Source organism: Delftia sp. WSY_12, from assembly GCF_043104645.1.
Classification (GTDB): domain Bacteria; phylum Pseudomonadota; class Gammaproteobacteria; order Burkholderiales; family Burkholderiaceae_C; genus Comamonas; species Comamonas tsuruhatensis.
Map to the genome: position 1 here is coordinate 59447 of NZ_JBICKW010000029.1, position 12063 is coordinate 71509.

General features: G+C 70.2%; 12 protein-coding genes. 8 read left to right on the plus strand and 4 right to left on the minus strand.

The window, feature by feature from the left end; all coding sequences use genetic code 11:
• Nucleotides 1-5: 5 nt before the first annotated feature.
• Complete coding sequence (locus ACF8LI_RS18140; protein WP_013800207.1) at nucleotides 6-692, minus strand: Crp/Fnr family transcriptional regulator; 687 nt, start codon at nucleotides 690-692, stop codon at nucleotides 6-8.
• Nucleotides 693-776: 84 nt separating this feature from the next.
• Between ACF8LI_RS18140 and ACF8LI_RS18145 the strand changes: the two genes are divergently transcribed.
• From ACF8LI_RS18145 to ACF8LI_RS18165, 5 genes are all read left to right on the plus strand, one after another.
• A complete protein-coding gene (locus ACF8LI_RS18145) occupies nucleotides 777-1772 on the plus strand; it encodes an ABC transporter substrate-binding protein (protein WP_392413657.1) in 996 nt (331 codons plus the stop codon).
• Between the two features lie 14 nt (nucleotides 1773-1786).
• Nucleotides 1787-2584 (plus strand): ABC transporter ATP-binding protein, encoded by a 798-nt coding sequence (locus ACF8LI_RS18150; RefSeq protein WP_392413659.1) that lies wholly within the window; start codon nucleotides 1787-1789, stop codon nucleotides 2582-2584.
• Nucleotides 2574-3329, plus strand: a complete 756-nt coding sequence (locus ACF8LI_RS18155; RefSeq protein ID WP_392413661.1) for an ABC transporter permease — start codon at nucleotides 2574-2576, stop codon at nucleotides 3327-3329. The genes ACF8LI_RS18150 and ACF8LI_RS18155 overlap by 11 nt, the downstream gene beginning before the upstream one ends.
• A gap of 71 nt (nucleotides 3330-3400) precedes the next feature.
• Nucleotides 3401-4276: a TauD/TfdA family dioxygenase gene (locus tag ACF8LI_RS18160; protein WP_133074246.1), complete on the plus strand. Its 876-nt coding sequence runs from the start codon at nucleotides 3401-3403 to the stop codon at nucleotides 4274-4276.
• A gap of 23 nt (nucleotides 4277-4299) precedes the next feature.
• A complete protein-coding gene (locus ACF8LI_RS18165) occupies nucleotides 4300-5757 on the plus strand; it encodes an aldehyde dehydrogenase family protein (RefSeq protein WP_016448571.1) in 1458 nt (485 codons plus the stop codon).
• Between the two features lie 10 nt (nucleotides 5758-5767).
• Here ACF8LI_RS18165 and ACF8LI_RS18170 read toward each other — a convergent pair whose 3' ends face one another.
• From ACF8LI_RS18170 to ACF8LI_RS18180, 3 genes are all read right to left on the minus strand, one after another.
• Complete coding sequence (locus ACF8LI_RS18170) at nucleotides 5768-6670, minus strand: M48 family metallopeptidase (protein WP_047218837.1); 903 nt, start codon at nucleotides 6668-6670, stop codon at nucleotides 5768-5770.
• Nucleotides 6671-6730: 60 nt separating this feature from the next.
• A complete protein-coding gene (locus tag ACF8LI_RS18175) occupies nucleotides 6731-7702 on the minus strand; it encodes a DMT family transporter (protein WP_392413664.1) in 972 nt (323 codons plus the stop codon).
• A gap of 72 nt (nucleotides 7703-7774) precedes the next feature.
• Nucleotides 7775-8503, minus strand: a complete 729-nt coding sequence (locus ACF8LI_RS18180) for a helix-turn-helix domain-containing protein (protein WP_047326943.1) — start codon at nucleotides 8501-8503, stop codon at nucleotides 7775-7777.
• Between the two features lie 86 nt (nucleotides 8504-8589).
• Here ACF8LI_RS18180 and ACF8LI_RS18185 point away from each other — a divergent pair, with 86 nt between their 5' ends.
• The 3 genes from ACF8LI_RS18185 to ACF8LI_RS18195 all read left to right on the plus strand — a co-directional run bounded on the left by ACF8LI_RS18185 (nucleotide 8590) and on the right by ACF8LI_RS18195 (nucleotide 12060).
• Nucleotides 8590-9960, plus strand: coding sequence for an AmpG family muropeptide MFS transporter (locus tag ACF8LI_RS18185; RefSeq protein ID WP_392413666.1), 1371 nt, complete (start codon nucleotides 8590-8592; stop codon nucleotides 9958-9960).
• A gap of 104 nt (nucleotides 9961-10064) precedes the next feature.
• A complete protein-coding gene (locus ACF8LI_RS18190; RefSeq protein WP_016453613.1) occupies nucleotides 10065-10826 on the plus strand; it encodes a response regulator transcription factor in 762 nt (253 codons plus the stop codon).
• 7 nt (nucleotides 10827-10833) lie between these two features.
• Nucleotides 10834-12060: an ATP-binding protein gene (locus tag ACF8LI_RS18195; protein ID WP_016448576.1), complete on the plus strand. Its 1227-nt coding sequence runs from the start codon at nucleotides 10834-10836 to the stop codon at nucleotides 12058-12060.
• Nucleotides 12061-12063: the final 3 nt, after the last annotated feature.

Here is a 12063-nt window from a genome sequence, read left to right on the forward strand (position 1 = left end):
CTGTCTCAGCCCAGCACCTCGATCCACCGATAGCCCAGACGCACGCTGCCGCCCGCCTGCAGCTTGCGCAACTCCTCGTTCACGCGCTGGCGCGAGGCGCCCACCACATGCGACAGATCACCCTGCGATATGCGCAGCAGGGTGCGGCCGCCGGGCAGGGGCTGGCCGTTCTCTGCCGCCAGCACCTGCAAGGTGGCCCAGACCCGGGCATGCAGCGTGTCCTCCGAACTGATGAAGATCGTGTCCAGCAGCCCGTTCACGCGCAGGCTCAGCAGGCGCGCCACAGCCAGGCATGCGGGCGCATCGCGCTCCAGGAAGTCCAGCAGCGGCTGGCGCGGCAGGACCAGCACCTCGACATCACCATCGGCCACCAGGTCCACGGGCACGGGCGCATTGCCCAGCACCGAGCTGATGCCGGTGATCTCCCCGGCCTCCAGCCAGCGCGTCATGCGCTCGGTGCCGCCCACGGTGAAGGCCACGACACGAAAGCGCCCTGACAGCAGCACCAGCGCATGGTCGGCCGCATCGCCGCGCTTTTGCACGAACTGTCCATCGCGGTAGCGGCGCCTGGAGCCTATGGCCCGCAGCCCGCGTGCCGATGCGGCCGGCAATTCGGCCAGCAGGTCCACGCGATAGCGCTCGCTGCGCGCCTGCGCCAAAGAGGTGTTGGGGGAACCGAGCTTGGTGTTCACCCGATCATTGTCCCTTTCGCGGCAATTGGCGCATAGCACCGTCCTTGTAATCGGCCCCATACCCACACGTATGGAGCCCGCCCCATGATCCGCACCACGCTCGCCCTGGTATCCGCCTTCGTGTTCGCCCTGCTCTCGACCCAGGCAGCCCTGGCACAGACGCCCACGCTGCGCATCCAGGACTACCCCGGCATCGGCAATTTCCTGGTGCGCGTGGCCAACGCGCGGGGACTGTGCGAGAAGCACGGCATACGCTGCGAACTGCGCCCCATCCCGCAGGCGCCGCTGGCGCTGCAGACCTTGCTGGCCGGTGACCTCGAAGTGGCGTTTACGCCGCCCGAGGTGCTGCTTCAGGCGGTCAACAAGGGCGCCGACCTCAAGGTGATCGGCAGCGGCGCCAGCGCGCCGACGTTCTTCCTCATGGCCTCGTCGGCCCTGCCCACCCCGCATGCCGGCCAGGGCTATCCCGCCGTGATGCAGGACTTCAAGGGCCGGCGCATCGGCGTGACGGCACGTGGCAGCGCGGCCGAGTTCCAGCTCGTGAGCCTGCTGCAGGGTGCGGGCATGAAGGCGGACGACGTCACCATCGTCGCCGTGGGCTCGCCCAACACCGCCTTTCCGGCGATTGCGCAAAGGCAGGTCGATGGCCTGATGCTGTTCTCGCCCATGGACGGCTTTTGCGAGGTCAGCCAAGCCTGCCGCATCGTGGTCGATCCGCGCAGGGGCCAGGGTCCCGCCGAGGTGTTGGACACCAACGGCGCCGGCGTGCTGCAGGTGGTGCGCGCCGACTTCCTGCGCAAGAACGCCCCGGCCGTGGAGGGCTTGCGCCGCGCCATGAACGAGGCGGCCGACTATGCCCGCGAACCGGCCCATTTCGATGCATTGCTCAAAGTCGCGCAGGACAGCTTCCGCATCAACACGACCGGCGGCGAACGGATCCTGGAAGTGGCGCTGCGCAACGCCATTCCTTCCATGCAGTTTGCGGTGGACCCCAAGGCCCTGCAGCATGCCGCGCGCTACCTGCAGCGCACGGGGCAGATCAGCCGGCTGATCGACACCGCGCCCCTGCTGGCGCAGTGAAGGGGGCGCGCGCCATGACTTCCAATGGATCGCAACTGCCGCCGCAGGCCATTGCCGCCGACGGCCTGCACCTGAGCTTCGACGGCCGCACGCAGGTGCTGGACAACATTGCGCTGCAGGTGGCCGAGGGCGAATTCGTCTCGCTGGTCGGGCCCAGCGGCTGCGGCAAGACCAGCCTGCTCAACCTCTGCGCAGGCCTGGTGGCCCACACCGGCGCCGGCACGCTGCGCGTGCTGGGCGAGGCACCGCGCCTGGGCAGTTCCCGCGTGGGCTACATGCTGGCGCGCGACAGCCTGCTGCCCTGGTGCACGGCGCTGGAGAACGCCGCCTTCGGCGCGCGCGTGCGCGGCGTCGGCACGGCCGACAGCACGGAGCGCGCACTGCGCATGCTGCAGGAGGTGGGCCTGGCCGACCATGCGCAGGCCCTGCCCAAGGCCTTGTCCCACGGCATGCGCCAGCGCACGGCGCTGGCGCGCACCTTTGCGCTGGACGCGCAGCTGCTGCTGATGGACGAGCCCTTCGGCGCCCTGGACGCGCAGACCAAGCTGCAGCTGCAGGACCTGCTGCTGCGCCTGTGCCAGCAGCACCGCCACAGCGTGCTGTTCGTGACCCACGACCTGGCCGAGGCCGTGGCCGTCTCCGACCGCGTGGTGGTGATGTCCTCGCGCCCGGGCCGCATCATCGCCGACCTGGCCATCGACCTGCCGCGCCCGCGCTCCATCCGCGACCTGCAGAAGTCGCCGCGCTTCCATGAACTCTATGCGGCCCTGTGGTCGCAGCTCGAATCGGGATGGGTGCACCATGAAGGCTGACCGTCTGCAATGGCTGGCGCTGCATGCGCTGTTCATCTGTGTCGTGCTGGGACTGGCCGAATGGGCCGCCGCGCGCCGCTGGCTGGACCCCACCTTCTTCGGCCAGCCCAGCGGCGTGGCCGCCTATCTCTGGAACCATGCGGGCACGGCCCGGTTCTGGTCCGACCTGGGCTGGACGCTGGCGGCCGTGGCCTGCTCCTTCGTGCTGGGCAGCGTGGCCGCCTTCGCCACGGGGCTGGCCTTCGTGCGCTGGCCGGCCATCGAGCGCTTTGCGGAGCCCTACTTCAACGCGCTGAACGTGATGCCGCGCATCGCGCTGGCGCCCCTGTTCATCCTGTGGTTCGGGCTGGGGCTGGGCAGCAAGATCGCCGTGGGCTGCTCGCTGACCTTCTTCATCGTGCTGTCGGCCACGGTGGCAGGCATGCGGGGCGTCAGCCAGGACCATGTGACGCTGTGCCGCACGCTGGGCGCCAGCGCCGCCACCACCTTCTTCGAGGTCACGCTGCCCGGCGCCGTCCCGGTGATCTTCTCGGGCCTGCGGCTGGGATTGATCTATGCCCTGCTGGGCGTGGTGGGCACCGAGATCATCGCCAGCGAAAAGGGCCTGGGCCAGACCCTGGCCTACCTGGGCTCCACCTTCGACATCAATGGCGTCATGGCGCTGCTGCTGGTGCTGGCCCTGCTGGGCGTGGGCATGGTGCGCTTCATGTCCTGGGCCGAGAGGCGGCTGCTGCACTGGCAGTGAGCCCGCCAGCCCTCTCTCTCCACCTTCCTTCCTCTTCCTCCCCTTCCATCCGTTCCTCCAAGGAGTACCCCATGGCCAATGCCGCCCCCATGCAGCTGATCGACATCGACGCCCGCTACCACCACATCCGCCCCGTGCCGCGCATGCCCAACTTCGCGGCCTGGATCGAGGGAGTGGACCTGACCCGGCCCCTGTCCCCCGAGGTGCAGGCGGAACTGCGACAGGCCCTGTACGACTTCGAGGTCATCTTCTTCCGGCCCCAGACCATCACGGCCGAGCAGCATGTGGCGCTGGCGCAGGTGTTCGGCCCGCTGTCCAAGGGCTCGTACTTCGAGCGCAAGAGCGGCATGCCCGACGTGGAGATGATCATCTCCGACAAGGACCGCCCGCCCGCCATAGACAACTGGCACACCGACATCAGCTGGAAGCAGCAGCCGCCGCTGGGCACCGTGATCCAGATCGTGACCACGCCGCCGGCCGGCGGCAACACCTGCTGGACCAGCACCAGCAAGGCCTATGACTGGCTCTCGCCCGGCATGCAGCAGTACCTGGAAGGCCTGCAGGCGGTCCATACCTGGGAGGAATCGGGCTTCCGGGAATACCTGGGCCGCAAGGGCGAGGAGGCGCTGTTCGAGGCGCTGCGCCAGTTCAAGCCCGTGACGCATCCCGTGGTGCGCACCAACCCCGATTCAGGCCGCAAGTGCATCTTCGTCAATGCCGATTTCACGCGCCACATCACGGGCGTGGACCGGCACGAGGCGCGCGGCGTGCTCGCCTTCCTGCTGGACTGGCTGAAGAAGCCGGAGTTCATGGTGCATCATCAATGGGACGCGGGCGGCATCGCCATCTGGGACAACCGCAGCACGCAGCACTATGCTGTGGCCGACTACTGGCCCCACTACCGCGTGAACCAGCGCGTCACCTTCGACACCCCTTCCACCCAATGACAACGAGACACGGAGACAGCTTCATGAGCACGCAAGAGCACCTGCAGTTCTATATCGACGGCCAATGGGTTCCCCCGGCCGTGCCGCGCACGCTGGATGTGATCAATCCGTCCACCGAGGAGGTGGCGGCCCGCATCAGCATGGGCTCGGCCGCCGATGTCGATGCAGCCGTGGCCGCCGCACGCCGCGCGTTCGACGGCTTCTCGCAGACCACGCGCGACGAGCGGCTGGCCCTGCTGGACAAGGTGCTGGCGGTCTACATGCGCCGCATCGACGAGGTGGCGCAGACCATCTCGCTGGAGATGGGCGCGCCGCTGTGGCTGTCGCGCGCGGCCCAGGCCACCGTGGGCGCGGGGCACCTGAAGCAGACCCTGCAGGTGCTCAGGGACTTCGAGTTCGAGAGCGTGCGCGGCACCACCGGCATCGTGCATGAGCCCGTGGGCGTGGTGGGCATGATCACGCCCTGGAACTGGCCCATCAACCAGATCATGTGCAAGGTGGCACCGGCCCTGGCGGCGGGCTGCACCATGGTGCTCAAGCCCTCGGAGATCGCGCCGCTGAACGCCATCCTGGTGGCCGAGATCCTGCACGAAGCGGGCGTGCCGGCCGGCGTGTTCAACCTGGTCAACGGCGACGGCCCCTCGGTGGGCGAGGCCATGTCCGTGCACCCCGGCATCGACATGATGACCTTCACCGGCTCCACGCGCGCGGGCATTGCCGTGGCCAAGGCCTCGGCCGATACCGTCAAGCGCGTGACCCAGGAGCTGGGCGGCAAGTCGGCCAACATCGTGCTGGACGACGCCGACATCGAAAAGGCCGTGACCCAGGGCGTGAACGCCTGCTTCACCAACTCCGGTCAGAGCTGCAACGCGCCCACGCGCATGTTCGTGCCGCGCGCCCTGCATGCGCGCGCCGTGGCCGCGGCCAAGGCCGCTGCCGAAGGCATGAAGGTGGGCGATGCACTGGCCGACACGGGCGCCATGCACATGGGCCCCGTGGTCAGCGAGGCGCAGTTCCGCAAGATCCAGGGCCTGATCGAGGCCGGCATCGCCGAAGGCGCCACCCTGGTGGCCGGCGGCACCGGCCGCCCCGAGGGCCTTGCGCGCGGCTACTTCGTGCGGCCCACGGTGTTTGCCGACGTGCGCAACGACATGACCATTGCGCGCGAGGAAATCTTCGGCCCCGTGCTGGTCATCCTGCCCTACGACACGGAGGAGGAGGCCATCGCCCAGGCCAACGACACGCCCTACGGCCTGTCGGGCTACGTGCAGTCCGGCAGCCTGGAGCGCGCACGCCGCGTGGCCTCGCGCCTGCGCACGGGCATGGTCCACCTCAACGGTGCGGGGCCGGACTTCGGCGCGCCGTTCGGTGGCTACAAGCAGTCGGGCACGGGCCGGGAATGGGGCGAGCACGGCTTCAAGGAATACCTTGAAGTGAAAGCCGTGATGGGCTACCAACCCAAGCAAAAAGCCGCCGCCTGAAGGCGTCTGCCTACCCGCGCCGTGCGGCCTCGTAGAGGCCTTCCACGCGCGGGATGTTGCGCTCCAGCTCGCGGATGCGCTCGGGGCCTGCGGGGTGGGTGGACAGGAATTCCAGGCCGCCGCGGTCGCCCGTGGCCTGGCCCATCTTGCGCCACAGCGAGACCGAGGCCTGGGGGTTGTAGCCGGCGCGCGCGGCCAGCTCCAGGCCCACGAGGTCGGCCTCGCTCTCGTCGCCCCGGCTGAATTTCAGCGACAGCAGTTGGCCGCCCAGGCGGGCCGCCGCATTGCCCAGGTCGCCCAGGCCCAGCAATTGGGCGCCCAGCGAGATGCCGATGCTGGTGGCCTGGTTCTTGGCCAGCTGCTCGCGCGAGTGCTCGCGCAGCGCATGGGCCATTTCGTGGCCCATGATCATGGCGATCTCGTCGTCGGTCAGCTGCAGTTGGTCGATGATGCCCGTGTAGAAGGCGATCTTGCCGCCCGGCATGCAAAAGGCATTGATCTCCTTGCTGCCGATCAGATTCACCTCCCAGCGCCAGGCATTGGCGCGCGGATTCCATTGCGCGGTGTAGGGGATCAGCCGCCGGGCGATGGCGCGCAGCCGCAGCAGCTGCGGGTTGCTGTCGCCGGCCAGTGCGCCCTGGGCGCGGGCCTTGGCCAGCAGTTGCTGGTACTGGTCGGTGGCGGCGCCTTCCAGCGTCTCGGCCGGCACCAGCTTGCGCAGGCCCGAGGCACCGCCCACCTGCACCTGGGCCGCCACCGGCGCCGTGGCCAGGCCCAGGGCCGCCGCGCTGCCGGCCAGCAAGAAACCGCGACGCGCGCGCCAGGGCGCGCAGGCACAGCCCCAGGCGGACGGGGCACAGGATTCGGAGGAGAGATGGGATGGCTGCTGCATGCCGCCAAGTCTAGCGGCCATGCATGCCTGCAACATGCGGAGAACAGCGCATCGTGAAGAGCGGCGCCGGCCTACAAAGAGTCACGCCATCTGCGCGGCCATCACGGCCCGCTGCGAGCGCATCTCGGCGCCGATCACCAGCATCAGCCCGGCCAGCACGGCCAGCAGCCCCAGCCACGATTGCAGCGGCTGCCGCTCGCCCACGACCCACACCGCCAGCACGAAGGCCGCCACGGGCTCGATCAGGCTCAGCGTCACGCCCGTGGGGCCGGAGATGCTGCGCAGCCCGATGGAAAACAGCATGTGCGCCAGGCCCGACACCACCACGCCCAGGTAGACCACCACCATCACTGCCGCCAGGCTCCACTGAGGCAGGCCGCTTTGCACCAGCGCAATCGGCACCGCCATGCAGGCTGCCCCGGTGAACACATAGAAATTCACCACGCGCGGCGACATGTGGGTGACCAGGCGCTTGTTGATCAGCGCATAGCCCGCGTACGACAGCCCCGCCAGCAGGCACAGGGCCAGGCCGCTCCAGGACAGCGTGGCGCCGCCCTGGGCCATCACCATGGCCGCGCCTCCCGCCACGCTCACCAGCGTGCCGGCCCACCACAGGGCAGACAGGGGCGCGCGCAGCACAAGCGCCTGCATCAGCCCGGCCCAGATGGGGCCGCTGCCAATGGCCACGGCCGTGCCCACGGCCACGCCCGTGAGCGTCACGCCCTCGTAGAAGAAGATGCTGTAGCCGCCGATTCCCATGGATGCCAGCAGGAACCAGGCCGGGCGCAGGCCCAGGTGCACCGGGTTGGGCAGCAGCGGCTGGACGGGCGCCACGCCCTGCCCGGCCCGCCCGCGCAGCCTCCAATGGGAAACCGCCAGCAGCGCGCCCAGAAACAGGCTGGAAACCGCCAGCTGCGCGGCGCCCACCCAGAACGGCGACAGCCCGCCTGCGCCCAGGCTTTGCGCCGTGCCCGTCGTGCCCCAGAGCACGGCGGCCACGGAGACGAAGGCGATGCCGACGGCGGAGGAAGAAGCGGAAGAATTGCGAACCATGGCGCCATGTTGCGCCTGGCGCGGCCGGGCACTTGTCGAGAAACGCTCGTAGTCCGCAAGACTGTGAACGGGCTAGCCGCGCAGCTGCCGCGCCGTCACGCCCCGGTCGCGCCGCAGCGCATAGGCCAGCGCGCTGGCCGAGGCATAGCCGCATCGCAGCGCCGTGGCCTCCAGCGGCAGGCCCCGCGCCAGCCCGCGCTCGGCCGCATCCAGGCGCAGGCCGCGCAGCCAGGCCTGGGGCGGCTGGCCCGCCAGCTCCACGAAGCGCGCGTGAAAGCGCTGGGCGCTCATATGGCACAGGGCGGCCAGCCGGGCCGTGGGCCAGTCCTCGTGCAATGCGGCCTGTACGCTCGTGGTCAGTTGCTGCAGGTCCAGCCCCCGGCGCGCCAGCAGGCCGGGCGCCTGCAGCACCTGGGCCAGCTGCTCTGTGGCCGGGCCTTCCGACTCCCGGCCGCGCAGGGCGGGCGGCACGGAAAAGCGCCGCATCCGGTCCAGCCCCGGGCCGCTGGGCGCATCGATGACGAACACGCGCGAGCGCGGCGCCGCCAGGTAGCCGTGGTCCACGCCGGCGGGGATGAGCATGCCGCTGACGGCGTCCACAAAGGCGCTGCGCCCGCCCACCTCCAGCTCCATGCGGCCCTGCAGCGCATAGAGGATCTGCGCATGGCCGTGGGCGTGGGCCTGGTGCTCGCCGCTGTAGCTGCGCACCGAGCTGTGCGGCGCGAAGGCGGTATCGGTGGCATCGGCCGCGCCGTCTTGCGCGGCGGCATCGCTGTGGAGGGAAGAGAGGGTGTAGGCCATGGCGGCATCCTGTGCCCGCGATGGTAGCGCGCGCCAGTCCGCGCCACCATGGGCCCGATAATGGCCGCAGCCTGCCGCAGCCCAACATGACCGAGCCGTCCACCACCACCTCCTCCGCCCCTTCCACCCCCACTGAAGCGCCCCGCCGCAGTTGGGCCCAGACCCTGCGCGTCTATGCCGAGCCGGCCAGCCTGCGCATGCTGGCCCTGGGTTTTTCGGCAGGCCTTCCGCTGCTGCTGGTGCTGGGCACGTTGTCGTTCTGGCTGCGCGAGGCCGGCGTGGACCGCACCACCATCGGCTACCTGAGCTGGGTGGGCCTGGCCTATGCCTTCAAGTGGGTCTGGTCGCCGCTGGTGGACCGCATGCCGCTGCCGCTGCTCACGCGCTGGCTGGGGCGGCGGCGCGGCTGGCTGCTGTTCGCGCAGATGCTCATCGTCGCCGGGCTGTGCGGCATGGCGTTCAATGATCCGCGCGTCTCTCTCACGCCGCTGGTGTGGTGCGCGCTGGCCGTGGCCTTCGGCTCGGCCACGCAGGACATTGCGCTGGATGCCTACCGCATCGAATCGGCCGACACCGAGCGCCAGGCCGCGCTGGCCGCCACCTACCAGACCGGCTACCGGCTGGCCATGATATGGGCCGGCGCCGGCGTGCTGTGGCTGGCCGCCCGCGCCGAGGTGGCGGGCACGGCGGGCTACCAGAGCGGTGCCTGGCAGGTGGCCTACCTGGCCATGGCCGCCTCCATGGCCGTGGGCATGCTGACCGTGCTGCTCTCGCCGGAACCGGTGCCGCGCCCGCTGGCGCCTGCCCGCAACGCGGCCGAGTGGCTGCGTGGCGCGCTGGTCGAGCCCTTTGCCGACTTCCTGGGCCGCTACCGCTGGCAGGCGCTGCTGGTGCTGGGCCTGATCGCCATCTACCGCATCAGCGACGTGGTCATGGGCATCATGGCCAACCCCTTCTACGTGGACATGGGCTTCACCAAGGACGAGGTGGCCGCCGTGACCAAGGTGTACGGCGTGATCATGACGCTGGCGGGCGCCTTCCTGGGCGGGGCGCTGGCCATGCGCTGGGGCGTGATGCGCGTGCTGATGCTGGGCGCCGCGCTGTCGGCCGCCACCAACCTGCTGTTCGCCTGGCTGGCCACGCGCGGCCATGACGTGAATGCGCTGGTCTGGGTGGTGAGCGCGGACAACCTGGCCGGCGGCATCGCCTCGGCGGCCTTCATCGCCTACCTGTCGGGGCTGACCAATGTGCAGTACTCGGCCACGCAGTACGCGCTGTTCAGCTCCATGATGCTGCTGGCGCCCAAGTGGCTGGCCGGCTTCTCGGGCGCCTTTGTCGATGCGCATGGCTACGTGAGCTTCTTCCAGGCCACGGCCCTGCTGGGCCTGCCCGTGCTGGTGCTGATCGCGCTGGCCTCGCGCGTGCATGCGGTGCGGCCCGCGCAACGCGGCAGTTGAGCGGCTGGCCGCAGGCTGCGCTGTTTTACCGAACTTTACGCAAGCGACAAGCGCGGCTGACGGGGCGCTGCGAGCATCGTCGCAATACGACGCCAGGCCCCAGCATGAATACACTGCCCTCCATGAGTACGCACCATCTTCTGATGATCGAAGACGACACCCGCCTCGCGCAGATGGTGGGTGACTACCTGGGCAACAACGGCCTGCAGGTCACGCACATGGGCGACGCCCGCAGCGGCCTGGAGCAGCTGCAGCCCGCCGACGGCGTGGCCGGCGCCGACCTGCCCGACCTCGTCATCCTCGACCTCATGCTGCCCGACATGGACGGCCTGGAGGTCTGCCGGCGCATCCGCGCCCTGCCCGGCCCCGCAGCCCAGGTGCCGGTGCTGATGCTCACGGCCAAGGGCGACCCCATGGACCGCATCATCGGCCTGGAGATCGGCGCCGACGACTACCTGCCCAAGCCCTTCGAGCCGCGCGAGCTGCTGGCGCGCATCCGCGCCATCCTGCGCCGGCGCGGCGGCGGCGGCGAGGGCTCGGCCGCAGGCCAGCCGGCCACGGCGCTGCGCTTCGGTAGCCTGGAGATCGACCGCGACGCGCGCAGCGTCACCGTGGCGGGCCAGCCCTGCGAGCTGACCTCCTACCAGTTCGACCTGCTGGTCACGCTGGCCGAGCGCGCGGGCCGCGTGCTCACGCGCGACCAGATCATGGAGGCCGTGCGAGGCCGCGAACTGGAGGCCTTCGACCGCTCCATCGACGTGCACATGGGCCGCATCCGCGCCGCCATCGAGGCCGACCCCAAGGCGCCCAAGCGCATCCTGACCGTGCGCGGCGTGGGCTACGTCTTCGCCAAACAACAAGACTGACCGCTGCATGAAGCTGCTGTCCCTCTTCTCCCAGCGCCTGTACCTGCGCATCTGGCTGGCCGTGGTCGGTGGCGTGGCCGTGCTCACGCTGACGGTGGCCTGGGCATGGCAGATCGCGGCCGAGCAGAACGCGCAGAACGTGCAAAGCGCCAGCTCGCCGCCCTCGCGCGACGTGGCCATGCGCGACGGCCAGGGCAACGTGATCGCCCAGGGCCGTGCGCGGCGCCTGCCCGGCCCGCCCGAAGAGGGCCTGCGCTTCGAGATCGAAGGCACGGACGGCCAGACCTACATGCTGCACATGGCGCCGCGCCCGCCGCGCGGCGACCGCCCGCCGCATGACGGCGCAGCCGCCTTCTGGCTGCGCCCGCCCTTCGGCTTCCTTTGGCTGCTGGGCCTGGTGGGCGTGGCCGTGGCCGTGGGCGTGTTCCCCATCATCCGCCGCCTGCTCAAGCGGCTGGAGAACCTGCAGCGCGGCGTCAAGCGCTTTGGCGAGGGCGACCTGTCGGTGCGCGTGCCCGAGCACGGCAGCGACGAGGTGGCCGACCTGGCCCACCAGTTCAACGCCGCCGCCGCGCGCATAGAGACCCTGGTGACCTCGCACAAATCGCTGCTGGCCAATGCCTCGCACGAGCTGCGCTCGCCGCTGACGCGCATCCGCATGGGCCTGGAATTCATGGGCGACGACCCCGCCAGCGCCCGCGCGCGCGCCGAGATCCAGCGCAACATCAGCGAGCTGGACCAGCTGGTGGACGAGATCCTGCTGGCCAGCCGGCTGGAGACCTATGAGGGTGACGTGGGCACGATCGAGCCCGTGGACCTGATCGGCCTGGCCGCCGAGGAATGCGCGCGCGTGGATGCCGACCTGGACCTGCAGTCCACCGACGCGTTGGAAGTGCCCGGCATCTCCAAGCTGCTGCGCCGTGCCGTGCGCAACCTGCTGGAGAACGCGCGCCGCTACAGCCAGGGCGCCATCACGCTGGAGCTGGCGCGCCAGGACGCCATGGCCGAGATCCGCGTCTGCGACCACGGCCCCGGCGTGGCGCCGGCCCACCGCGAGCGCATCTTCGAGAAGTTCTTCCGCCTGCCCGGCGCCAGCGAGCGCTCGGGCGGCGTGGGCCTGGGCCTGGCCCTGGTGCGCTCCATCGCCCAGCGCCACGGCGGCAGCGTGCACTGCGAAGGCCGCGCCGACGGCCAGCCGGGCGCCTGCTTCGTGCTGCGGCTGCCGCTGGCCTGAGCT

Excerpts from the sequence above, each read along its gene's own strand:
- ACF8LI_RS18145 (WP_392413657.1), top strand. The coding sequence starts at position 777 with ATGATCCGCACCACGCTCGCCCTGGTATCCGCCTTCGTGTTCGCCCTG.
- ACF8LI_RS18150 (WP_392413659.1), top strand. The coding sequence starts at position 1,787 with ATGACTTCCAATGGATCGCAACTGCCGCCGCAGGCCATTGCCGCCGAC.
- ACF8LI_RS18155 (WP_392413661.1), top strand. The coding sequence starts at position 2,574 with ATGAAGGCTGACCGTCTGCAATGGCTGGCGCTGCATGCGCTGTTCATC.
- ACF8LI_RS18160 (WP_133074246.1), top strand. The coding sequence starts at position 3,401 with ATGGCCAATGCCGCCCCCATGCAGCTGATCGACATCGACGCCCGCTAC.
- ACF8LI_RS18165 (WP_016448571.1), top strand. The coding sequence starts at position 4,300 with ATGAGCACGCAAGAGCACCTGCAGTTCTATATCGACGGCCAATGGGTT.
- ACF8LI_RS18170 (WP_047218837.1), bottom strand. The coding sequence starts at position 6,670 with ATGGCCGCTAGACTTGGCGGCATGCAGCAGCCATCCCATCTCTCCTCC.
- ACF8LI_RS18175 (WP_392413664.1), bottom strand. The coding sequence starts at position 7,702 with ATGGTTCGCAATTCTTCCGCTTCTTCCTCCGCCGTCGGCATCGCCTTC.
- ACF8LI_RS18180 (WP_047326943.1), bottom strand. The coding sequence starts at position 8,503 with ATGGCCTACACCCTCTCTTCCCTCCACAGCGATGCCGCCGCGCAAGAC.
- ACF8LI_RS18185 (WP_392413666.1), top strand. The coding sequence starts at position 8,590 with ATGACCGAGCCGTCCACCACCACCTCCTCCGCCCCTTCCACCCCCACT.
- ACF8LI_RS18190 (WP_016453613.1), top strand. The coding sequence starts at position 10,065 with ATGAATACACTGCCCTCCATGAGTACGCACCATCTTCTGATGATCGAA.
- ACF8LI_RS18195 (WP_016448576.1), top strand. The coding sequence starts at position 10,834 with ATGAAGCTGCTGTCCCTCTTCTCCCAGCGCCTGTACCTGCGCATCTGG.